The 22,844-nt window shown below is 50.6% G+C and carries 20 protein-coding genes and 1 other annotated feature; of the genes, 15 read left to right on the top strand and 5 right to left on the bottom strand.

The features are described 5' to 3' along the window. Window positions 1-112 precede the first annotated feature (112 nt). A complete protein-coding gene (locus tag DP091_RS03945) occupies window positions 113-3,220 on the bottom strand; it encodes a penicillin-binding protein 1A (RefSeq protein WP_113057144.1) in 3,108 nt (1,035 codons plus the stop codon). Between the two features lie 144 nt (window positions 3,221-3,364). After that, window positions 3,365-3,621 (top strand) — a binding site (T-box leader). Window positions 3,622-3,672: 51 nt separating this feature from the next. Between DP091_RS03945 and tyrS the strand changes: the two genes are divergently transcribed. Next, complete coding sequence (gene tyrS / locus DP091_RS03940; RefSeq protein ID WP_113057143.1) at window positions 3,673-4,926, top strand: tyrosine--tRNA ligase; 1,254 nt, start codon at window positions 3,673-3,675, stop codon at window positions 4,924-4,926. Window positions 4,927-5,011: 85 nt separating this feature from the next. Here the strand turns inward: tyrS and rpsD are convergent, their stop codons facing one another. Beyond that, window positions 5,012-5,614, bottom strand: coding sequence for a 30S ribosomal protein S4 (gene rpsD, locus DP091_RS03935; protein WP_100536080.1), 603 nt, complete (start codon window positions 5,612-5,614; stop codon window positions 5,012-5,014). A gap of 531 nt (window positions 5,615-6,145) precedes the next feature. On the opposite strand from rpsD, the gene DP091_RS03930 reads away from it, so the two are divergent. From DP091_RS03930 to DP091_RS03910, 5 genes are all read left to right on the top strand, one after another. Further along, entirely contained in the window at window positions 6,146-8,137 is a 1,992-nt protein-coding gene (locus DP091_RS03930) for a sensor domain-containing diguanylate cyclase (protein ID WP_113057142.1), read from the top strand. A gap of 103 nt (window positions 8,138-8,240) precedes the next feature. Next, on the top strand, window positions 8,241-9,068 hold the full coding sequence (locus tag DP091_RS03925) for a hypothetical protein (protein ID WP_113057141.1): 828 nt from the start codon (window positions 8,241-8,243) through the stop codon (window positions 9,066-9,068). A 131-nt stretch (window positions 9,069-9,199) separates the two neighbouring features. Beyond that, window positions 9,200-10,315 carry an aminopeptidase gene (locus DP091_RS03920; RefSeq protein WP_113057140.1) on the top strand — a complete coding sequence of 372 codons (1,116 nt, stop codon included), beginning with the start codon at window positions 9,200-9,202 and terminating at the stop codon, window positions 10,313-10,315. 95 nt (window positions 10,316-10,410) lie between these two features. Then, window positions 10,411-10,656 carry an HPr family phosphocarrier protein gene (locus DP091_RS03915; RefSeq protein ID WP_071223684.1) on the top strand — a complete coding sequence of 82 codons (246 nt, stop codon included), beginning with the start codon at window positions 10,411-10,413 and terminating at the stop codon, window positions 10,654-10,656. Window positions 10,657-10,806: 150 nt separating this feature from the next. Then, window positions 10,807-11,094: an Fpa/YlaN family protein gene (locus DP091_RS03910; protein ID WP_009589686.1), complete on the top strand. Its 288-nt coding sequence runs from the start codon at window positions 10,807-10,809 to the stop codon at window positions 11,092-11,094. A gap of 129 nt (window positions 11,095-11,223) precedes the next feature. Here DP091_RS03910 and cax read toward each other — a convergent pair whose 3' ends face one another. After that, on the bottom strand, window positions 11,224-12,297 hold the full coding sequence (gene cax, locus DP091_RS03905) for a calcium/proton exchanger (protein ID WP_113057139.1): 1,074 nt from the start codon (window positions 12,295-12,297) through the stop codon (window positions 11,224-11,226). Between the two features lie 187 nt (window positions 12,298-12,484). On the opposite strand from cax, the gene DP091_RS03900 reads away from it, so the two are divergent. Continuing rightward, on the top strand, window positions 12,485-12,871 hold the full coding sequence (locus DP091_RS03900; RefSeq protein WP_009589611.1) for an Asp23/Gls24 family envelope stress response protein: 387 nt from the start codon (window positions 12,485-12,487) through the stop codon (window positions 12,869-12,871). A 55-nt stretch (window positions 12,872-12,926) separates the two neighbouring features. Here the strand turns inward: DP091_RS03900 and ftsW are convergent, their stop codons facing one another. Together ftsW and DP091_RS03890 are read right to left on the bottom strand one after the other, a co-directional pair. Beyond that, window positions 12,927-14,144 (bottom strand): putative lipid II flippase FtsW, encoded by a 1,218-nt coding sequence (gene ftsW / locus DP091_RS03895; protein ID WP_113057138.1) that lies wholly within the window; start codon window positions 14,142-14,144, stop codon window positions 12,927-12,929. Between the two features lie 11 nt (window positions 14,145-14,155). Beyond that, a complete protein-coding gene (locus tag DP091_RS03890) occupies window positions 14,156-14,503 on the bottom strand; it encodes a YugN family protein (protein WP_009589628.1) in 348 nt (115 codons plus the stop codon). Window positions 14,504-14,755: 252 nt separating this feature from the next. On the opposite strand from DP091_RS03890, the gene DP091_RS03885 reads away from it, so the two are divergent. The 8 genes from DP091_RS03885 to DP091_RS03850 all read left to right on the top strand — a co-directional run bounded on the left by DP091_RS03885 (window position 14,756) and on the right by DP091_RS03850 (window position 22,819). Further along, window positions 14,756-15,265 (top strand): NUDIX hydrolase, encoded by a 510-nt coding sequence (locus tag DP091_RS03885; RefSeq protein WP_113057137.1) that lies wholly within the window; start codon window positions 14,756-14,758, stop codon window positions 15,263-15,265. Between the two features lie 33 nt (window positions 15,266-15,298). Then, entirely contained in the window at window positions 15,299-16,468 is a 1,170-nt protein-coding gene (locus DP091_RS03880) for a M20 family metallopeptidase (RefSeq protein ID WP_113057136.1), read from the top strand. Between the two features lie 139 nt (window positions 16,469-16,607). Next, on the top strand, window positions 16,608-18,395 hold the full coding sequence (locus tag DP091_RS03875; RefSeq protein WP_113057135.1) for a DNA repair helicase XPB: 1,788 nt from the start codon (window positions 16,608-16,610) through the stop codon (window positions 18,393-18,395). Beyond that, on the top strand, window positions 18,392-20,095 hold the full coding sequence (locus DP091_RS03870; protein ID WP_113057134.1) for a helicase-associated domain-containing protein: 1,704 nt from the start codon (window positions 18,392-18,394) through the stop codon (window positions 20,093-20,095). Before DP091_RS03875 ends, DP091_RS03870 begins: the two co-directional genes overlap by 4 nt. 102 nt (window positions 20,096-20,197) lie before the next feature. Further along, window positions 20,198-20,635 (top strand): YlbF/YmcA family competence regulator, encoded by a 438-nt coding sequence (locus tag DP091_RS03865; protein ID WP_071223946.1) that lies wholly within the window; start codon window positions 20,198-20,200, stop codon window positions 20,633-20,635. Window positions 20,636-20,682: 47 nt separating this feature from the next. After that, window positions 20,683-20,946: a YlbG family protein gene (locus DP091_RS03860; protein WP_006209210.1), complete on the top strand. Its 264-nt coding sequence runs from the start codon at window positions 20,683-20,685 to the stop codon at window positions 20,944-20,946. Between the two features lie 407 nt (window positions 20,947-21,353). After that, window positions 21,354-21,791 carry a hypothetical protein gene (locus tag DP091_RS03855; protein ID WP_071223691.1) on the top strand — a complete coding sequence of 146 codons (438 nt, stop codon included), beginning with the start codon at window positions 21,354-21,356 and terminating at the stop codon, window positions 21,789-21,791. A gap of 122 nt (window positions 21,792-21,913) precedes the next feature. Further along, complete coding sequence (locus DP091_RS03850) at window positions 21,914-22,819, top strand: selenium metabolism-associated LysR family transcriptional regulator (protein ID WP_113057133.1); 906 nt, start codon at window positions 21,914-21,916, stop codon at window positions 22,817-22,819. Window positions 22,820-22,844 lie beyond the last annotated feature (25 nt).

Raw genomic sequence — 22,844 nt, 5'->3', positions numbered from 1 at the left:
CTTTCTACCAAAAAGAGTGAACTAAACTAGAAGTTTCTGTTTATGCAAAAATAAAGCCAGCCCCTCCAACACATGATCTCTGTAGAGGGGCTGGCTTTTTATATAGTTCAATCTATTTTTTCTCAAAATATACGGCTGGTGAAGCAGGAGATTCACCGATTGGATTTACGGCAGTTATTCTAAAGGTACCGCCGATTGGGTTGCCGGAGGAGTAATAGAACTCCGTACTCTTACTTGAGCCAAGAATCTGGTAATTGCCGTCACTATTTGGACTGATGTAGATGTTGTAGACCATAACCTCTTCCTCTGGAGCATTGCCGCTCCAGGTGGCCTGAAAGCCCTCAGGGGTAGCTACGAGGGTCGGCTCACCAGGTGCAGACGGTACGGTAGTAGCACCTTCATTCTCAAGTTCCAGGTCGATATCGGGATCTCCCTCAGTCACGCTGTCATCAGGAATAGCGATGTCGTCATCGGGATTCGCTTCGTTGTCGTCCGGAACTTCGAATCCAGGCGCTGTGCCGCCCACAATGGCGCTTGGCTCAGACACTTTGCCGGCTACGTCCACGGCGACAACGTAATAGGAAGTAAACATTCCGTCGGCTCCAAGTCCCGAGAAGACAAGGCTCTCGTCGCCAAGCACGACCTGCCCTTGATGTGTATATGGACTTCCGTTAACGGACTTAAAGAGCCGGTACCCGACAACATCAGGAGATCCACTGGCATTAAAGCTGATTGAGCCGCTGCCCATCGAATAATGTACGTTTTTCGGTGGAGTAGGGGCTTTGCCATCATCCGTTCTAGGGTCGAGCCTGCTTGGCATCCCTTTCTTCGCGTCCTGCGGCAGATAAGATTCCAGTGATCTCTTTTCACCTTTCATGACCTTCAGGGCGTTCTGCAGCTCTATAATCAGCTCGTCAATGGGCTTCTCACGCTTGATGACGATTTGTTCTCTCAACATATCCAGAGGCGTTGCTTTCTGTGGAATGTAATTTACACCCCGATAGGTGATATATTTCGCTTTGGCGATGCCATCATCGCTTTCGGTAGGCACAAACTTCACATTAAACAGGTCTGTTACGAATCTGTCCGTTAAGGCGGTCGGCAGTTTGCCGCTGTACGCCGAAACCGTTTTGGAGGTTATGCCTTCAGGCTTCTCAAACGTTTTGGTTGGGAACAGATCCGGCTTGACTTCGGTTGCTTCGTTCATGATTCTTGCCCAAATGGCTTGGGCGTGCTTGCGTTGGTCTCCAACGAGCGTATTCTTTTGTTCTTTGTATCCGACCCATACGCCAAGCGTCACATCAGGCGAGTATCCCATGAACCAGACATCCCCGTAGTTCTGGGTAGATCCGGTTTTACCAACGACCGGAATCTCATTGAATTTCTTGTACGTGTCTCTGACCTTGCTGCCTGTTCCGTTCGTGATGACGGTACGGAGCATATCCGTCATGAGATACGCTGTCTGCTCGGAGAATACTTGCTCCGGTTTTACTTCGTGTTTATAGACAATATTACCTTTGGAATCCACGATTTTCTCAATCATGAAGGCATCCGTGAATTTGCCTTGATTTCCGATGGAACTGTATGCATTGGTGAGTTCTTCTACTGTTACTCCGTAATGAAGCCCGCCGAGTACACCTGTTGAAGCATTATAATCGTCTTCCTCCAGGGTAGTGATACCCAGCTTCTTGGAAAACTCCCAAGCCTTCTCGATTCCGACCGTGTTGTTAAACAGTTTGAGGGCCACCGTATTGGTCGAATCGTTCAATGCCTGTCGTGCCGTCATCAATCCTCTGTACCCGGTATATGAGTTTTTGGGAATATGGAACACTTTGCTGTAGTCCTTTAAGATGATCGGTGAATCGTCAACCACGCTGGCAGGTTGAATCCCTCCCGAATCGAGTGCCGGTAAATACGCGGCAATAGGTTTCATGGCAGATCCGGGTTGTCGTTTCATTTGCGTAGCATAGTTCATTTGTTCTGTGTTAAAATCCCTGCCCTCAATCATGCCGAGAATGGCGCCGGTTTTGTTGTCGATCATCATCGCGGCGGTCTGCTCCATTCCTTTTTCCTGGCTGTCAGGCAAGTAGTTGCTGTCATCCTCCGCGATGGACCGCATGGTCTTGTATAATGTCCGGTCGATCGTGGTGTAAACACGGTAACCGCCGGTGCTGAGCTGGGCCCGGGAAGCATCCATCAGATCGGAGTTCGCTTGCGTGCCTTTTGCGTTCTCTTCCGCTTCCTCGCCGAGCTGCATCAGGATATTCGATGCTTGGCGTTCTACTTCCATCATGAGATAAGGATAAGTCACATAGGCCTTCTGCGTCCGAGGAGCAAGCGATTTTTTGATATCGAATGCCTTGGCCTCTTCATATTCGGCTTGCGTTATTTTGCCTTCTTCCAGCATGCTTGCCAGCACGCGGTGCTGGCGGTTTACCGCCCGGTTGAATGCTTTCTCGTCAAATTCCCCCTTGCCGTTGAAGGCGGAGTAAGAGGACGGAAGCTGCGGAAGACCTGCCAAATATGCAGCCTGAGCTACGTTCAGGTCATTCAGATTGTTAATGTTAAATATACCTCTTGCCGCAGCCTTGATCCCGAACAATTGATATCCGCTGGAACCGTTGCCGTAAGGAACCTTGTTCAAGTAGGCTGTTAAAATTTGGTCTTTACTCAAAAAGCGTTCCATCCGCATGGCAAGCAGCATTTCTTTTACCTTGCGGTTGTCGGTTTTGTCGCGACTTAAAAAAGTGAGCCTGGCCAGCTGTTGCGTCAACGTGCTGCCGCCGGTTTGAACCGGTTCGTTCAGCACGCGTTCTTTTACGGCGCGAGCGGTACCTTTTATGTCAACACCCTTATGTGTATAAAAACGGTTATCTTCTATGGATACGACGGCATCCTTAACAAGCTGGGGAATATCCTTGAATTCCACAGGTCGTCTGTCTTCTTCGGTTCTAAGCTGCCCGATCGGTGAGCCATCCGCGAAGTAGGCGAAGCCCGTTATGGCATTGTCGTTCACCGTATTCTCGATGAGAGCTCTGGATCTTACCGGCTCATTCTCAACAATAGAGGTCACGTAGCCTGCTACGGCTCCTCCGGCGAACAAAACGCCCATCAGACCCACCACAAAGAGCCATCCGATGACGGATCCGAGCACCCGCAGAAAGGACCGTTTACGCGGTTTCTTCTGTTTTTCAGGCTCTTGTTTTTTCTCCTCAACCATGAATGTATACTCCTCCTTTTAACGCACCTATTATAGCATAAATCGAAGGTTTTGAATCATGTGTCCCTATATAGCGTGTCCTTTTTTGAGGAAGATTGACTTTTTCGGGAAGCATGTGATACAAATAATGCAAAGTTCATATCGTGAAAAGCTTTGAAGGACCCCAGTAGAAGGCGGAGCCTTTCGTTTCCAGAGAGTCGGTGGGTGGTGCAAACCGATAACGAGCCCCTTCGAATTACCGTCCGGAGCTGACCGGGGGAATAAGAACCGTACATCTGTGCGGCTGTTACAGTAGTCCGGTTCCGGGATGACACCCGTTATGGCAATGAAGTGAGAATCCGTTCCTGAGGTAACGGATTTTAATTAGGGTGGTAACGCGAGCGCTCCTACTCGTCCCTTGGGATGAGTAGGAGCTTTTTTGCGTTCATAAATAGAAGGAGGCGTGCGGCAACATGGAATGGGATGTTATTTCGAACGTTCAGCTGCAAGAGGTGGAACGGCAGATGGAGGTGATCTCCCGTGGAACGGTGGAGATCATCCCGGAAGAAGCGATGAGGCAGAAGGTCATGAAATCGGTTGTAACCGGCGAGCCGCTGCGCGTGAAGCTGGGAATGGACCCGTCAGCGCCGGATCTTCACGTCGGGCATACCGTCGTGCTGCAGAAGCTGCGTCAGTTCCAGGAACTCGGACATGAAGTACAGCTCATCATTGGGGACTTTACCGGCAGAATCGGAGATCCGACAGGCAAATCCGAAACGCGTAAGCAGCTGTCGGAAGAAGATGTTAGACGCCATGCGGAAACGTACAAAAAACAAATTTACAAGGTATTGGATCCTGAAAAAACGAAGGTGTATTTCAACGCCGAGTGGCTTGCGCCGATGACTTTTGCCGATGTGGTCAGCTTATCGGCCAAGGTAACTGTGGCACGGATGCTTGAGCGCGATGATTTTACAAAACGTTATCAGAGCGGGCTTCCGATCAGCATCCATGAATTTTTTTACCCGTTGATGCAGGGGATGGATTCTGTGGCGCTTAAGACCGATGTCGAGCTTGGAGGGACGGATCAGAAGTTCAACTTGCTGATGGGACGCACCCTGCAGAAAGAGTATGGCTCAGAGCCTCAGGTTGCAATCACGATGCCGCTGATTGAAGGGCTTGACGGCGTACAGAAGATGAGTAAGAGCTTGGGCAATTACATCGGTATCGACGAAGAGCCGAATGAGATGTACGGTAAGTCCATGTCCGTTCCGGATGAGCTCATGCTCAAATACTTCAGCTTGGCCACGGATATGGCAAGTGAGGAGGTAGCCAGATTGGAGAAGGGGCTTACGGACGGAATCGTCCATCCCCGGGATGCCAAGATGAGCTTGGGGCACAGACTCGTTCGCATGTATCATGGGCGGGAGGCTGCGGATGCTGCACAGCAGCATTTTGTGGCCGTATTCCAGCAGAAGGCATTTCCTGAAGACATTGAGGTTTACATGATACCCGAAGGAGAATTGCAGGAAGGAAAGATGAAGCTTATCCATCTGCTGACACTGCTCGGTTTTGCCGCTTCTAATGGGGAAGCCAGACGGAGCATCCAGCAGGGGGCCGTAAAATGGAACGGAGTGAAATGCAGCGACATGTACGGTGAGATCGTTCCTCGGGATGGGGATGTGGTTCAACTGGGCAGGCGTAAATTTGCCAAACTGAAGCTTTCTTAAGCTTATTGAATCTGGGGAGGATCAATTAGACAGCAAAAAACCCTGAAGGCCGAGGCCTTCAGGGTTTTGGGGTTCCGAGTTAATCTTAACGGTTGTAGAATTCGACGATTTGTTTCTCATCGATATCTTGGGAAAGTTCGGAACGTTCTGGAAGACGGATGTATTTCCCTTCCATTGCCGCTTCATCAAACTCGAGGTAAGCTGGAAGATGTACACGGTTAGCCAAAGCTTCCTTGATGGAGGAGAGGCTGCGGCTTCTTTCACGAAGACCGATTACATCGCCAGTGCTTACAGCGTAAGAAGCGATATCGACTTTCTTGCCGTTCACAGTCACGTGACCGTGAGCTACCAATTGGCGAGCACCCGCACGGGAGTTGCTGAAGCCAAGACGGTAAACCAGGTTGTCCAGACGGCTCTCAAGCAGGAACATAAAGTTCTCACCGGCAATACCTTTCATGCCAGTTGCTTTGTTGAACAGGGTTTTAAATTGCTTCTCGCCCAAGCCGTACATATGACGCAACTTTTGTTTTTCTTGAAGCTGCATACCATAGTTGCTTACTTTTCTCCGTTGGTTAGGACCATGCTGACCTGGAGGGAAAGGGCGTTTAGCCAATTCTTTACCTGTACCGCTCAGGGAGATTCCCAGACGACGGCTTAATTTAAATTTAGGACCGGTGTAACGTGCCATGTTATATAGACTCCTTTTTAATTAAAGTTTCATTAGGGCTCTATTTGCGCCGTATTTGTTTGCTCTACCGAAATCGCCGGAAGATCTGCCAGGAAAGTTCAGCCGCTGTCCTGTCAGTAACAAATAACGTGAGGGTGACACAACCCGCCCAAATTCATGGAATGCATTGCATTCTTACTCAACAATAAATATTATATGAAGTAATGATATAAAGTCAAGTTCAACCTGCAACTTACTATAACTTGGTTTTTGTCTAATTTTGTCGATAGGTCCATGGACCTAAAAATATTGTGAAAAACGCATAAATTATAATGCAAAAATGGGTAGAAAAGAGTAAGATGATATTGGATTAAGTAGTCTCATTTATCTAGTTACATTTTGTAACATCTATCTGGTGATTATCAACACCCTCCCAACATGTTGAACAGCTGGTTGCCGCCATTCATGCGGCAGCCAAATGGATCCTTACATTATGAATCGGAACGCCAGTCTTGGATAGGCCTTTTATAATGGTGCAAAGGAGCGCCCAATATGTCAGAAGATCAACGGAAAGTGTGCGAAAGCTCTCCCGGTTCTGCAGTTATGTTTCATGATACCGGGCCAATTCCTGGAAACGGGCCTTGCTTTTGGCTTCAGAGCTTGGATATTACACATCATGATTTCCCTTATATTCAGCCTCTCATAACAGACAGCTATCTGGAGTGGCTAAGAGAAAGCGCAGGCACACAGGCGATGAAGAAATTCAGCTGGGCCCTTCTTTCTCATGAGGGAGCTTGGCTGACGGGGGCTTCCGAAATAACGGAATACCTTAATGTAACTGAAGATGAGACATTATCGCTTGTTTTGAACTCCAAGAAAGCGGCCCAAGGAACGGGAAAGGGTTCGTTTGAGGGAAGCGTGCTGTGCGCTGTCCCCCTCTACACACGCATTCATGGTGATGTATTTGCGGTGATGGTCAGTGTTTCCTCCCAGGCAATGGAGCCGGAACAATCACTTATGCTGACAGAAACGTATGCCTTATTGTTTCGTTCCTGCTTCTATCGGAAGCTGGAATACGTGTTTGCTGATGATCTGGAGAAAGTCCACACCCAAGCTGAGCGTGAGGTGCACAGGCGTTCCATCATGTTTCAGTATGTCAAACGGATGCATGTCCAGATTGATGTGGACAGCGTGCTGGTGGAGGCTATCGACAGTGTCCTGGCGTTGTATCCCAAGGCCAAAGTCGAATTGTTTATGTCTCAGGACCATGAGAGCGGACATCCGCTGGTACGTCCTCTGCTGCTCCATCATTGGCAGAAAGAGGTTTATGTCCGGACATTTATGGAGGGGACCCTCACGATTCATGAACATGAGGAATCCGACTCGATCGTGGAAATCGGCATTCCCATGGGAGGGAAGCAGGGCGTATATGGCGTGCTCCATGTGGAAGTGGACAAGTCCGAGCTGCCCGATATGGATCTGGAGCTGCTTGGGATGATGGCCGACGCTGCGGGTACCGCGTTTGAGAATGCCAAATTGTACGAGCAGTCCAATCTGATGATTCATGAGCTCCGTATGATTAATGAACTGACACAGCGGTTGAACAAAAGCCTTCATTTGGCGGAAATATTTCAATTTGCCAACCATGAGCTGCTAAAGATTCTTCAAGCCGATTACTGCTGCATTTTAATTTATAACGAGGAGCTTGGCGGTCTTGAAGTGGTATCCTGCAACGCCGAGTGGCTTGCCAAGGAGGTCTTTGAGAAGGATTATGGTTTGGGCGGCCTAGTCTATCACTCGAAGGAGCCCCTCATCCTGTCAGACTATCACGAAGAGCGTCCGGCGGAATCCAGGCTGATGGAGAGCACTCATTCCAGCTCGATGATTGCTACTCCGCTAACCGTAAACGGTGAGGTACGAGGCGTTGTCCTTCTCACCCATGCGAAGCCGCATTATTTTTCCTATGACAGCTATCGGCTGCTTCAAGCTCTGACAAGCCATATAGGGCTGGCTATCGGCAATGCTTTTCTGCATGCGGAAGTGAGGAGAATGGCTAACCGGGATATGCTGACTGAACTGTATGCGAGACATTATCTTGACGAAATGATCCATGAATATCAGAACCGTGATTTTTGCGGTTCCCTCATCGTTGTGGATATTGATGAATTCAAGCAGGTCAATGATACGTTCGGTCACCAGCGGGGGGACAAAATTCTGAAGCAGGTCAGCAGCATCGTGAAGACAACGATTCGGCACAGCGATATTCCAGCCCGCTGGGGCGGTGAAGAGCTTGCCGTGTATTTGCCGGGACTCGGCATTCAACAGGCGGTTCAGGTCGCCGAACGGATTCGCATAAGGGTATCGGAAGAGACCGATCCCCGTGTAACGGTGTCCTGCGGAATTTCCGAATGGAACTGGACCAATGACAAGATCAGCGTAGAATCTCTCTTCTATCGAGCGGATATGGCCCTTTACGAAGCGAAGAATGGCGGCCGCAACCGGATTGTCGTGGAGAGGGCGGAAGCTGAAATCGGACTGGATTAAACACCCTGCAGCTATTTAGTGGCTGCAGGGTTTTTTCTGTAATCTGCATAATGTAAGGGGCCGCGGATAGCCTAAGAGCAAGATCAACGAGGGGCTGATGATTATGAGAATGAGAAGATCACCGAGCATCATCGGGATGGTTTTGTTCGTCTTTTGCTTAACCGGATGTGCCTGGCAGGAGCAGTTGTCTGCCGAAGAGTCGTTTAACCGTGCCCTGTCGGGGCTGTCGGGCGTTGATAATTTCTCTTTTCGGGGAGAAGCGGCCATTCGGACCGGAGAAAATGGACCGTTTCAGCAAAGCTTGGCATTTGAAGGCCATCTGCAGCATCATACGGATTTGACACTATCATCAAGAAACAAAGGCACAACAATACGGAAGGATAAGGTATCAGCGGATTCGGTATATAAATCGGATGGACTCACTGTGGCACTGAAGCGCAAAGAAGGCAAGTGGAGCACGCTGTCATCGGAACATGCCGAAGAAATGTGGATCACCCGCTTGAATCCGCTGGAACTGCTGGAGTATATCGGAAATTCGGAGAAGACGGTGACCCAGGAACTGGGGGCGGCTAGAGGAACTAAGGTGCTGCGCATCGAGCTGTCGCCCGAAGCGGCAGCCAATATGGTCTATGGATCGCTGGATGAGCAGATGAAGGCGCTGGCTGCGCGGATCGATCGCAAAGGGGATCCGCTGTACAGTGAAGATCCTAAGGTTCGTAAACGACTGAAGGCCGTCTGGGAGCGAGACTATAATGAAATGAAGAACATGCTCAGCAAGGCGGATGCCGTTTCGGTCTCTCATGTAACGATTAACAACAAAAAACAGCTTCCTACCAAACTGACTATGGAACGAACGTTGTTTTTTGTTGACGAGCAGGGCAGAACCCGCACGGAAACGCTGCTGTCCGATGTTACATTTACCGGTTATTGAAGGAGTAGCCATTAAAATTTTTTTAACGATGAACGCTGACTTCGTGTTGTTTGCATGCTACAATAATTTATAAATTTACCGCTGTTCAATTCATATGTAGGGGAACAGTAATCATAAGGAGGATATGACATATGCGTGATCCCAGAATTCAAAAACTGGCTCAAAGTCTCGTGAACTATTCGGTAGATATGCAGCCAGGCGAAAATGTGCTCATTGAAATGATCGGATCGGAGCGCGATCTGCTGAATGCCATCATTGAGGAGGTTTCGAATCAAGGCGGCCGCCCGTTCGTGCAATTGACAGACCGCACGGTTCAACGGGCAATGCTGAAGAACGCAAACAGGGAGCAGCTTGAGCTGTGGGCTGAGCTGGATCTTGAGCGCATGAAGAAAATGGATTGTTACATCGGTATCCGCGCAGGCGAGAACGTCAACGATATGGCTGACGTGCCTGAGGAAAACATGAAGCTGTACAATGCACTTTACTCGCATCCCGTACATAGCGAAGAGCGTGTCAAGCGTACGAAATGGGTGGTTCTCCGCTATCCGAACGCCAGCATGGCGCAGCTTGCCAACACCAGCACGGAGGCGTTTGAGGATTTCTACTTCGATGTGTGCAATCTGGACTACTCCAAAATGGACCGCGCGCAGGATCCTTTGGCCGAGCTGATGAGGAATACCGACAAGGTTCGCATCGTGGGACCGGGAACGGACCTCAGCTTCTCGATCAAGAACATTGGCGCGGAGAAATGCTCCGGCCAGAAAAACATTCCGGATGGCGAGGTATACACAGCGCCTGTTCGTGATTCGGTTAACGGAACGATCGCTTACAATACACCGACTCTTTACAATGGCGTCACCTTCGAAAATATTAAGTTCCGCTTTGAAAACGGAAAAATCGTCGAAGCAACAGGCAGCGACACCAAGCGGCTGAACGAGATCCTGGATGCGGACGAAGGTGCAAGATATATCGGCGAGTTTGCGATCGGATTCAACCCGTACATTTTGACACCGATGAAAGATATTCTGTTTGACGAGAAAATCGCCGGAAGCCTGCATTTTACGCCAGGTCAAGCATATGATGTAACAGACAACGGCAATCGTTCCTCGATTCACTGGGATCTCGTGTTGATCCAGCGTCCGGAGTACGGCGGCGGGGAAATCTACTTTGACGACCGTCTGATTCGCAAGGATGGTATATTTGTAATTCCAGAACTGGCAGCGTTAAATCCGGAAAATCTTAAATAGATTGGAAAAAATGTTGCATAAGAAAACGGATTCAATGTATCATGAAGGTGCAGTGATGAGCTTTATTCAGATCCTAAAGTTACGGAGGGATTCGTATGTCCAATAACAATCAATCGATCGTAGAAATTTCGCAAACCGCCAGCCAGTTCTCATCCTCCATCGTTTTACAGGCGGAGAACAAGTACATTGATGTTAAGAGCATCTTGGGTCTGTTCACAACGCTTGTCAACAGCCAAAGCTATGAACTGCATGTACATGGACCTGATGCTGATGCAGCTAAAAAAGCAATGATCGACGTATTCACCAAACATGGTTTGAATGTATCCGTTGTGGCTGAATAACAGTCGCCAAAAACACCCTTCCATAGAATGGAAGGGTGTTTTTTCGTAGAGAAAGGGTCTATTTTGTTCAGGTCCTTGTATTGAGAAACGATTTCGACTAATATTAAAGATAGTAACTGTGCTGTGATTTTTGACATAGGGGGGAAGATCATGACTTCATCTGATTTACAGGAACAGCTGAATCTCAAAGCGATCAGTCTTCTTCATGAAGATGCAGATAAAATCCTAAAGCTTATTGAAGTACAGATGGAGAATCTGGCGACCCGTTATTGCCCTCTCTATGAGGAAGTGCTGGATACCCAAATGTACGGTTTTTCAAAAGAGGTTGATTTCGCGGTGCGGGCCGGGCTTCTTCCGGAAAGTACGGGAAAGCAGCTGATCAGCAAGCTTGAACGCAATCTAGCGGTCCTGTACGAAGCCATGAATCAATCCAAATAGCCTGTACTCGTACAGGCGCATACATAGAGAAACGCATGTCGCACTCAGGCGGCATGCGTTTTTTTTCTTGTGGATGAGATGGCATCGCGTACGATGAATGCAGCTGTGCGGGCGGACCGTTTCCTACGCTTAGACGAGGAAGAACGAGACGCCCAGTATGACGTATACGGCGAGCAGCAGAAGGCCTTCATACCAGTTGGAAGCACCGTCCTGCGTAATGGATCTGGCAATGAATACGGCGACGCCGATGGCGACCAGCTCCAGCGTGGTGAACACGAGATCCATCGTATCTCCGAGAAAGAAGCTGATAAACACAAGCACGGGAGCAACGAACAGGGCGATCTGCAGGCTGCTGCCAACGGCAATTTCAACGGCAGCGCCGATTTTGTTCTTCATCGCCAGCATGATGGCTGCACTGTGCTCTGCGGCGTTACCGATAATCGCTACCAGGAAGGCCCCGATAAACAACTCGCTGAGGCCATACTCGTGACTGATAGGCTCAAGGACCCCGACAAGCCATTCGCTGACAAACGCGACCATGACGGTGGCGACGACAAGATACAGAATCGAGCGTTTCTTGGACCAGGTGGGGCCGTGCTCGTGCGGCAGCGCATCCTGGTCGTGATCGTCGCTGACGTCCGCCAAATAGTTTTTGTGGGTAATCATTGAGAATCCAAGCCATGCGATGTAGGACACGATAAGAATTCCCGCCACGATGAGGCTGAGCGTCTTGGTCTCGCTCTCCGTAATGGAGTGGGTATTCAGAAAGACCGCGGGGATGAACAGCGCGATAATGGCCAGCGTCATCAGGGATCCGTTCAGGCCTGCCAGCGTCACATTGTATTTTTGGATTTTAAACTTGAGGCCCCCGGCAAACAGGCTGAGCCCGAGGACAAGCAGCAAGTTGCCGATAATGGAGCCGGTGATGCTTGCCTTCACCATATCGTACAAGCCTTCCTTGATCAGCAGGATGGCGATGATCAGCTCTGCCGCGTTACCGAAGGTGGCGTTGAGGAATCCCCCGAGTCGTTGACCCGCGTAATGCGCAACGCTTTCGGTTGCTTTGCCTAGAAAACCGGCGACAAAAATAACCGCGATCGAAGACAAAATGAATTGGAGCGTGAAGTTCCAGTTCGCAAAGTGTCCCAGCGCGCTAAGTAAAAAGGTGAAGATGAGAAGCGCGGGGTTTAGCCATTTTTTCATAACCGACACCTACCTTATGGTTTATGTACTGATGAGTTCTTGCGAGTGGAAACGACGATTCCCGCGTCGCTTTCTACAATATACCCAAATTTTTCGAAAAATTATCCTTGTTTTCTGAAGGGAGCATTTGCTTTTTGGGTCCGTTACGATTTACAATAACGGATAATGAGGTGAAGGAGGATATGGCATGACGGAACAACTTCAACTGGATAACGGTTTGATTCGAATATCGGATGATGTCGTCTCGAAAATTGCCGGATTGGCTGCCTTGGAAACCCCAGGTATTGCAGCCATGTCCGGTGGACTGTCCGAGGGCTGGGCTAAGAGACTGAGCGGCAAAAATGTGCAAAAGGGTGTTACCGTGGAAGTAGGTCAGTTGGAAGCGGCGATCGATCTGCGGATTATCGTGCTCTATGAGACACCAATACATGAAGTGTGCCGCATGCTTCAACAAAATGTCCGCGAAGCCGTCGAGAGCATGACAGGGCTTCGTGTGGTTGAGGTCAACGTAAAGGTCGAAGGCGTAGCGTTTAAAGACGATGAAATCGACGATATTCAGCTTCGAGCCAAATAAGACGACCATTGGGGATCGTGCCCCGCTAATGATGAAAAAAATCGAAAAAAAAAGACTACCGGGTTGCCCGGTAGTCTTTTTTAATTACGGATTTAACCTGCTCCTCTTTCATCGGCCGGTTGCTGTCCCTGGATATGCTAAGCACGATTCCCATACTTAGCATCATGACCAGCAGCGAGGATCCGCCATAACTGATGAACGGGAGGGTAACGCCCGTTATCGGAATGGTATTGGTCACCCCGCCGATGTTGATGAAGGCCTGGATGGCAATCAGTCCCATGATGCCGACGCCGGTCAAGGTACCGAATGGATCCGAGCACCGAAGCGAAACGATGATCCCTCGCAGGATAAAATATAAGTAGAGCAGGAGGAATGTCGCGGTTCCGATAAAACCGAATTCTTCGCCGATGACCGAAAAGATAAAGTCGTTATAAGGATTCGGCAGGTAATGCAGCTTCTGCACGCTCTCCCCGTAACCGGCTCCGGTGACTCCGCCCTGGCCGATGGCGATTAGCGATTGAACCAAATTGTAGCCCGTGTCCGACTCATCGTGGAACGGGTTCATGAAAGCCTCGATCCGGCCCAACTTATAGTTCTTGGAAGCCTCTTCCTGATCTCCGCCGGAGTTAAAGAGCGATCCGACTCCCAGTGTGAGCACCAGGCCAAGCGCGACAAGCGAGATACATCCGAGGATATGCTTGAGGCTGGCGCCGCCGGCATAGATCAGCAGTCCGCTGGTAGCCACGAGGATAAAACAGGAGCCCAGGTCCGGCTGAAGCATGATCAGTCCCGCTACGATCCCTACAATAATGAGTACGGGGAAGAAACCGCCCTTCCATTGACGGATTCGTTCCCCTTTTTTGGTGATCAACGCTGCCAGATAGACAATGGTCGCTATTTTGGCCAGTTCGGTCGGCTGGATGCCGAATTTCCCCAAGTTAAACCAGCTTGTGGCTCCATTGGTTGCGGAACCGATGATCACCACAAGAATCAGCAGCATCAAGGTTAAAAAAAACACCGGTATGAATAGCTTTTTGTACTTCTTATAGTTGATGTTCATGGCAACAAACATAACCAATGTGCCAAGGACGGCAAACGCGACTTGCCGCTTCGTAAAATGCAGCGGATCGTTATTGAATTTTTCATTGAAAACGGCCAAGCTGGAGCTGGAACTGAACACCATGATCAGTCCGAATCCCACTAACAGCAAGGTAAGGATCAGCAGTTGAAAATCAGGCGTCCCTCTCTTCGGCTGAGGTTTGGTCGTATTCATAATGTTCGACCTTACGCTTCCAGAAGAGCTTTGAGCTCTTGAAGCTTCTTGGTGGCCACATTCATAACGGGCTGTGGAGCCATGGATTCATACTCGAGTCCGTGCGGGAACGTGGCTTTACCCAGGTATACCGCTTCGATTTTGAGGATGGTGTCCGGTTTTTCGAGCTTGCCTTCAACAGCGCGGGTGTTAATGCGCAGGAAGTATTCAGCCTGATTTTTTTTATCTTCGATTTTCAAGTCATATGTAGCGCGGTAGTATTCCCACTGCCAACGAATGAAGCCTACTTTCTCGGCGCATTCATCGAGGTAAGCTAAATCGCTGTGCAATCCGTCCAAGCCTGTATTTTCGAAAATCATGTGGTCGTAACCCCCTTAATAGTCCTTGCAAAGTTCTTTAATATGATAGTATGTTTCAGGAACTTGTGCAAGCCTGTACCGCCCGTCACGCTTCAATTGAGACCTTTTATCCAGATGAGTTTTTGATAACGACAGGCATTCTTCTTTTCTGCTAAAATAAAAGCAAGTGAAAACGCTGTGAAATGTACGCTTTCCATTCCGGTGGTTATATATTCATAGGACTTCAATTCAAGCGAGGGGTGGATATGGCCGATGAATCGCGTCGTTTACCGCACGGATTATTATGTAGTGGAAGAGAACGGGCAGAAGGAAATTGTCGTGATCGACCGGATTCCGGAATCGGCAGCGGTTGTGGCCGTTTATCAAGGGTGTCTGCTCTTGGTATGCCAGCACCGGGAAGCGGTGAACGAAGTCACTTGGGAGCTTCCCGGCGGAACGGTGAAACCCGGTGAGGAACGGAAGTTTGCCGTGAAGCGGGAGCTCGAGGAAGAGGCAGGCGTGCTGTGCAAGGACTTGTCCTACATGGGCAGCGCTTATCCGATGGCTTCTCTGGCCAACCGGAACGTTCATTTTTATTTCACCGACGATTTGAAGGTGTCCGGCAGCCAAGAGTCGAATCAAAATGAGGACGAAGACGTTAGAGCTATGTGGGTCCCGCTCAGGGATGTGTATCGCATGATGAAGGAAAGCGGCCGGATGGATGCCATGGTTGGGCACGGGCTGCTGCTGAGCAAGCTTCACGGATTTCTTGCGATCGATTGAGCCGCATATAGCGGGGAAGGATGATAGAACTTGATGAAGGAAGCATTTTGGGAACAATGGTATCCACGGATGGTGGAGTGGCGACGTCATTTACATATGCACCCGGAACTATCGTTCCAGGAGAAGGAAACTTCGACATTTATAGCAACCCGGCTGCAGGAGCTTGGTCTGGAGGTCAAAACAGGCGTGGGCGGTCATGGCGTGATAGGAATTCTGAGAGGGAATAAACCCGGCAAGACCGTTGTGCTCCGCTCCGACATGGATGCGCTGCCGATTGAAGACGGCAAGAGCTGCGAGTACAAATCGCGGGTGCAAGGAGTGATGCATGCTTGCGGGCATGACGGGCATGCCTCCATGCTGCTGGGGGCCGCTGCATACTACAGCACGTACCCGGAAGAAGTTCAGGGCGAGATTCGTTTCATGTTTCAGCCGGCGGAGGAAGTCTGCCCCGGCGGTGCGGTGGAGATGATCAAGGATGGAGCGCTTGACGGAGCCGACGTTGTTTATGGTCTCCACTTATGGACGCCGTTTCCAGTAGGTACCGCAGCGAGCGCGCCGGGTCCGCTGATGGCTGCTGCGGATGAGTTTTTCATTGATATTACGGGGCGCGGGGGACACGGCGGTATGCCGCATGTGACAGCCGATGCCCTGGTAGCGGGGGCAGCGCTGGTCATGCAGCTTCAAACCATTGTAAGCCGCACGGTAGATCCACTGCAGCCTGCCGTGGTTACGGTAGGAACGATGCAAGCCGGAACGGCGCAAAACGTCATTGCTTCCTCTTGCCGAATCACGGGAACGGTACGCACCTTTGACGAACCTACCCGGACGCTAATACGGGAGCGGATCGAGCATATGACCCGAACGGTTTCGGAAACCTACGGCACGAAAGCAGCCGTTCGATATCTCGTCGGTTATCCGCCCTTGGTGAATGATGAGACCGAAACCGCTCGCTTCTTCCGAACGGCCCCTAAGGTATTCGAAGCGGATCAGGTCAAGGTGTCACCCAAACTGATGCCGGCAGAGGATTTTGCATACTATTTGAAGGAAATTCCGGGCTGCTTCATTTTCGTTGGAGCCGGTAACCCGGATAAGGCGGCAATCTATCCGCATCACCATCCGATGTTCGACTTTGATGAAGATGCCATGCGTTATGGGGCGAAACTGCTGGTCGAGATGGTGTCGAGCTATCAGAACGGGGACTAGACTTTAAGAAAATCCCAATCATCTCGCATGAACGCTCGTAATTTGGAAATCCTATAGATCATAGGGGAAGTTCAGATCCATGGACATGGATGTGGGCTTCTTTTTTTTAAGATGACCAATGTTACGAGGAGGGAATAGAGTGCATAACAAGCCATGCATCGTTCAGCGGGATCGGACCATATTGCTTGAAACCGCTCATGCGGATGCTGAGGACGCACGCAAACAGCTGGCCCAGTATGCGGATTTGATCAAAAGTCCTACGTCTTTTCATACATATCGTCTCACCCCGTTATCTTTATGGAACGCCGCTGCCGTGGGAATGACGGCTGAGGCGATTTGTTCGAGCCTTCAGTCGCTCTCACGATGGGATGTGCCGGCAGCTCTGCTCGAAGAGATTCGCCGGCTCGTTGGGCGTTACGGACAGCTGTCGCTGCTCCCTCATCCGACGCTTGACCGTTCATTGCTGCTATCTAGTCATGAGGAAGCCATGATGCAGGAGCTGATGTCCCAACGCTCCCTGAAGGAAATCGGCGTTCGATTGATTTCGCCGAAGGAAGCAGAAGTGCCTTCAGACCGACGTGGCCTATTGAAGCAGGAGCTGACCCGGCTCGGCTATCCTGTGCTGGACCACGCGGGATATATGGACGGGCAATATCTGAACATTCTTTGGCGTGGAGAAAAATCGGACAGTGGAGGTCTTGAAAACTCGGCGAACGGCGGATTCAACGATCAGTGCTTTCAGCTCCGCGACTACCAGCGGAAGGCTGCCGAATCCTTCAGGGATGTCGGCGGTGAAGGCGGCAACGGGGTGCTTGTCCTGCCTTGCGGTGCCGGGAAAACGGTCATTGGCATCGCTGCGATGCGCGATCTGCAGTGCGAGACTCTGATCCTCACCTCCAACACAACGTCTGTAAGGCAGTGGATCGCCGAGCTGCTGCAGAAAACCTCGCTGTCCGCGGAGGAGATCGGTGAATACTCCGGCCAGCGCAAAGAGGTGAGGCCGGTAACGGTCGCCACCTATCACATCCTGACCCACCGTCAAGGCAAGGGGGATGAACAGCAGCATATGAAGCTGTTTAATGAACGTCGCTGGGGCTTAATCATCTATGATGAGGTCCATCTTCTTCCGGCACCGGTATTCCGTGCGACGGCTGATATTCAAGCGACCCGCAGGCTTGGACTGACCGCCACCCTGGTTCGCGAGGATGGAAGGGAGCATGACGTGTTCTCGCTGATCGGCCCCAAACGATATGAAATGCCGTGGAAAAGGCTGGAGGAGCAGGGCTGGATCGCTTCGGTGGACTGTACGGAGATTAAAGTGCCGCTGCCGGATGAGATCCGAGCAGCCTGCGAGACGGCGGGCAAAAGGGAGCAGTATCGGCTGGCTGCAGAGAATCCGTTCAAGCTCCGCGTGATTCGGCAGCTCGTGGATTTCCACAAGGAGGCACAGACGCTGATTATAGGGCAATACCTGGATCAGCTTCATGCCATTGCCGAGGAGCTGCAGGCCCCTCTCATCACGGGGCAGATGACGCAGGATCAGCGCAATGAATGGTATCAGGCTTTCCGGGAAGGAACCGTCCGTGTCCTTGTCGTTTCGAAAGTGGCTAACTTCGCCGTTGACCTGCCTGATGCCTCCGTAGCGATCGAGGTTTCGGGAAGTTACGGCTCGCGGCAGGAGGAGGCGCAGCGTCTCGGACGTTTGCTGCGGCCGAAGCAGGGGGAGAATCGGGCTTATTTCTATGCATTGGTTACGGAGGAGAGCCGGGAGGAGATGTTTGCGATCCGGCGCCAGCTGTTCCTGATTGAGCAGGGGTATGAATATCACGCGATTCAAGCGAAGCCCCCGGCCTCCCTGGACCTGGCATCGATGCGGCACACGCATCGACTGCAGATGCCTGACGGGAAGGAGGCCTCGTGGAGATGATGGAACAGCAGGGCGCGGCGGATGCCGTAAGCTTAGATCGGCTTCTACCGAAGGAGCGTTCGGTCCTTCATCATATCTGGAGCCGTTTTGCCGGGCAGCGATTTGATGACGACAAACTTCGCTCCCTGCGCGTTCGGCGCCTGAGCGGCGTGGAAGTGCAAATCGCCTTTTTATCCTTAAGGCAGCAGCGATGGGTTCAAGCGGTGAAGAAGGGCTGGGGCGAGAGGCTGTATTTCATCCCTTTTCATAAGCTTCAGATTCTCCAGGAGGCCTTTGGCGATCTCGAGGCGGGTTACGTTCCCGCTGCTGGCGTGAAGCTCCAGCAGGAGGGAAGAAGCGGGATAGCCGTCGATATGTTCAACGTTCTCGTATATGTCGCCAAGAACCGTGTGGCTGTAACCGCTAAAGGGGTTGTGCATAAAAAATGTATTCAGAAGCTGGGGAGCGTGGTGGGATTATCGCCATCCGATGTTGAGGGGCTCGCACTTCAATATGATCACGCTGATGTTTACCCAGCACATATTGCGGTTGTATTGGATTTGCTGTTTTCGTTTGATCTGGTCGCCCCGGAGCAAGGGGAGCTTAGACTGAACATGACCGCATTGCGCCATTGGCTTGCACTCACGCGCGAAGCGATGGACCGATTGGTTCTGTTGCGCATGATGGAACGCTATGTTCCGAGTTCAGCCGAATATCAGCATTTCACATGGCGGATTTGCCACTCAACACGGATCGGCGGGATGTGGTACTATGCTCCGCACACATTGGCGTACGGCGAGGAGCACCGGAGCTTGGAGCTTAGTGGCGGAAGGGAATTGTCCGCGGAGGACGCAGCTTCATGGCTCCGTTTATTGACCGGCTGCGGTTACACCGATCTTGGCATGGATCACGATGGTCAATTCCTGTTCCGGTGGCGTATGGATCCCTGGTCCTTGTTGAGTGGAAGCAGCCAGGACAACACCGGGTCTTCGGGGCTGTTTATCCAGCCGGATTTTGACATATTGATTCCGCCTGACGTGCCTTACACGGCCAAGTTTACGGCTGCCCTGTGCACGGAGCGCATCTTGGATGACGTCATGACGGTCTATCGTCTGACCAGAGATTCGGTAGCTCAGGCGGCGACGGCAGGAATGGGGCTGGAAGCGATCACGGCATTTTTTACGGAGTATGCTGCGGCGGGAATTCCGGAGAACGTGCAAGCTGCCTTATATCAGTGGGCCAAGGAGCCTGAAAGAACGGGTAAAGATGAGTTTTTACGCTTTACCGGTGCGGAACCCGGGGTAAGTGATGAAGAAGATAACCGTTACGCCATGCCGGGTTATCCTAAAAGCCCATCCTGCAGTTTGATATGCCCTGCGCGCAGCGAGCTTGTTCTTGAATTGGACCACAGCCTTCCGGATATAACGTCAATCGTTCCGGATTTGAACCGGATTCCCGTCATGTGGACACGGGATTGGCGCTCTTATCACGGTTCGACGGCCAAACAAATGATGGAGCAGGCGCTTGAATTGTCTGCCAAACTAGAGATTGCGGTCGATGGCAGCCGGATGGAGTTTATTCCATTTCAGCTGGAGCGGCAGCCATGGAAAATTTCGGGAGCGTTATACGATCCGGATTCGGAATCGGATTCCGAAATGACGGAAACCGTGGTGCAGTTAGGCGAAGGGGAATGGAAGGAAATGCGGCTTGTGATTCCGTAAAAGCGCATGAATTCCCTCTTCTTAAGATACGAGCGTTATGCTATGATGAAAGAGTCCACGAACAAAGCGTGGGCCAAACTAATAGAAAAGCGGGATGAGTTCATGAGCGTATCGGAAATAAACACGGTCGATATGGCCGAGGTGCTCACCTATGCCTATGAAATAGGCGACATGATTAATGCTTCCGTCGAAGTGGCGGATTATCTATATTGGAAGCAGGCAGTTGAGGGTGATCCTATGATTCAGGCTTTGATCAAGAAGCTTGAGTCCAAGAAAGAGCTGTTTGAAGAGACTCAGCGGTTCGGTCACTTTCACCCGAATTACCATTCGGCCAAGGATGAAGTAGCCGCAGTGGAAGCGGAGCTTGAGGCTTTCGAACCTGTAGCCCGGTTCAAGCAGGCGGAGAAGAATCTGGACGATCTGCTGCATTCGATGTCGGAGAAGATTGCTTTTTCGGTTTCGGAAAGCATCAAGGTTCCGGGCAACGATCCTCTTCCCAAGAAGGGGTGCGGCAGCGGCGGAGCTTGTTCGTGCGGATAATTGGCATAGACTAGAGATAGAGACGAAAGCGAGGCGAGGAGCTTAGGATGTTGGCTGAACGGACCGGTTTTATTATATGGGTCAGCGATGTGAAGGCAGCAAGGAATTTGGAGAAATACGGCAGTGTGCACTATATATCACGCCGCATGCATTATGTTGTCATGTACGTCAATGCTGACCGCGCCGAGGAAACAATGAAGAACATCCGGAGATTGTCCTACGTTCGTAAGATCGAGCGCTCCTACCGGAATGAGATTAAGACGGAGTACAGCAGCAAAGGGCCGGATAAAGCGAAGTTTTACGGACCTTAGCATGATGTGCCAGATCGAGAATCTAACGCAAATCGCATAAGTTAGCGAGAAGAGCGTAAAGCGGCCCCCGTAGGGCCGCTTTTTTTAAGCTATCGGAAAGCATAAATGGAAGCATAGGCATGGCCTTATAAAGTTTATTGAGGATTGATGACGATAGATTGGCATAATTCGGAATCTTGTTTGATAAAATAGTATAAGTAAGGTACAATTTACATTTTAATCAAACCCATCCTTCCATTCGGACGACACCGCCCTAACGTGCAGGATACAACTAGAGATATTTCTAAATTTTCGGTGATTGTTCACAAGAAGCGAGGTTTCAATCTTGTGAATGCCAGTGGAATGATGTAATATGTTGGGTATATATACATAGATACAAAGACCCATTTGGTGGAGAGTGATATTCCATGCGCGACAAAGGGACTGAGCGGTGGAGCACCTATGAGCCGTTTTATATTACGTTAAATGATAAGAAGGTCGCCGACATCGTCATTACCAATCATGCGAAGAGCCGTTATACGGACCGGGTTCAAGGTAACGACACGTCTCATGAGGAAATCGGGACTTGGATGTGGGAGTGCCTGAAGCAGGACCGGATCGTTCCGTATTACCGCAACGAACAGGATGTCTATCTGATTGACGACGACCTGGTTGTAGTGGCGGAGTTCTCGGAGCTGGAGCATGAACGTGATCTGATTGGCAATCCGCTGCACCGGATGATTATTGTAACTTTTTTGGGACGTATGTCAGAAACCATTGAGCTTCGAGACCTGAAGTCTTATTACTCATGGCTTCGCCATTCACGTCGCATGACACTGATTAAGAACAGCCGCAAACGTAAATAAAGAGATAGAGTTTTCATATGGCATGCGAGCGTAAGCGCGGATGTCTTTTTTGTATGCACCGCCGCGATCCGTTACAATGATAAATACAACAGCGGCAGCTAGAGGGGAGGGGAAGCGATGCTATGAACTTTCATCAGCTACATATTTTTTACACGGTAGCAGAGCGCGGGAGTTTTTCCGCTGCTGCCCAGGCGCTTCATATGAGCCAGCCGGCCGTGACGATGCAGGTACAATCGCTCGAGGAGTATTTTGGGACAAAGCTTCTCATACGTTCCACCAAGCGCATGGAATTGTCCGAGGCCGGGAGGACGCTGCTTCCTTTTGCCAGGAAGAGCCTGGAGCTGTCGCAGGAAACGGACGCGGCGATGGCGGCTTTCTCTAATAAGCTTCAGGGAAGGCTTCAGCTGGGGGCAAGCCTGACCATCGGGGAGTACGTGCTGCCCCGATTGCTGGGGCCCTTCGGCCGGGAATATCCGGATATATCCATTATGCTGAAAGTGATGAACACCACGCAGATTCTCGAAGAAATCGCTGGCCATCAACTGAATTTTGGGTTGATCGAGGCACCTGTGGAGCATCCGGATATGGTTCTGGATTCGGTCATGGAGGATGAGCTGAAACTGATCGTTCCTTCCGGCCATCCTTTGGCAATAAGGAAAGATGCGATCTATTTGGAGGATGTACTGAAGTATCCGTTTGTGCTTCGCGAGAAGGGGTCTGGCACACGGAAGGTGATGGAGGATGTGCTGCTTATGCAGGGGTATGATCCCGAAAGCATCCAAACGGTCATGGAGCTTGGGAGTACGGGAGCGGTGAAATCGGCGGTAGAGGAAGGGCTCGGCATTACGATGCTGTCGACCTCAACGGTCAAGCATGAAATCGCGCTCGGGTTGGTCAAAATGATTGATATTGCGGATGCCTCGTTTAAACGGAATTTTTATTCCATTCAATTGCGGTCCGCGCTGCTGCCGATGTCGGCGATGACGTTTTTGGCCTATTTAAAGGAACGTCAGCAAAATCAGCGATAAAGCACACCAGAACTTACAACGAAAG

Source organism: Paenibacillus sp. MDMC362, from assembly GCF_003269305.1.
Lineage (GTDB): Bacteria > Bacillota > Bacilli > Paenibacillales > Paenibacillaceae > Paenibacillus_AQ.
Note: the sequence above shows the minus strand (reverse complement) of the source record. Positions and strands in the feature narration are given on the sequence as shown.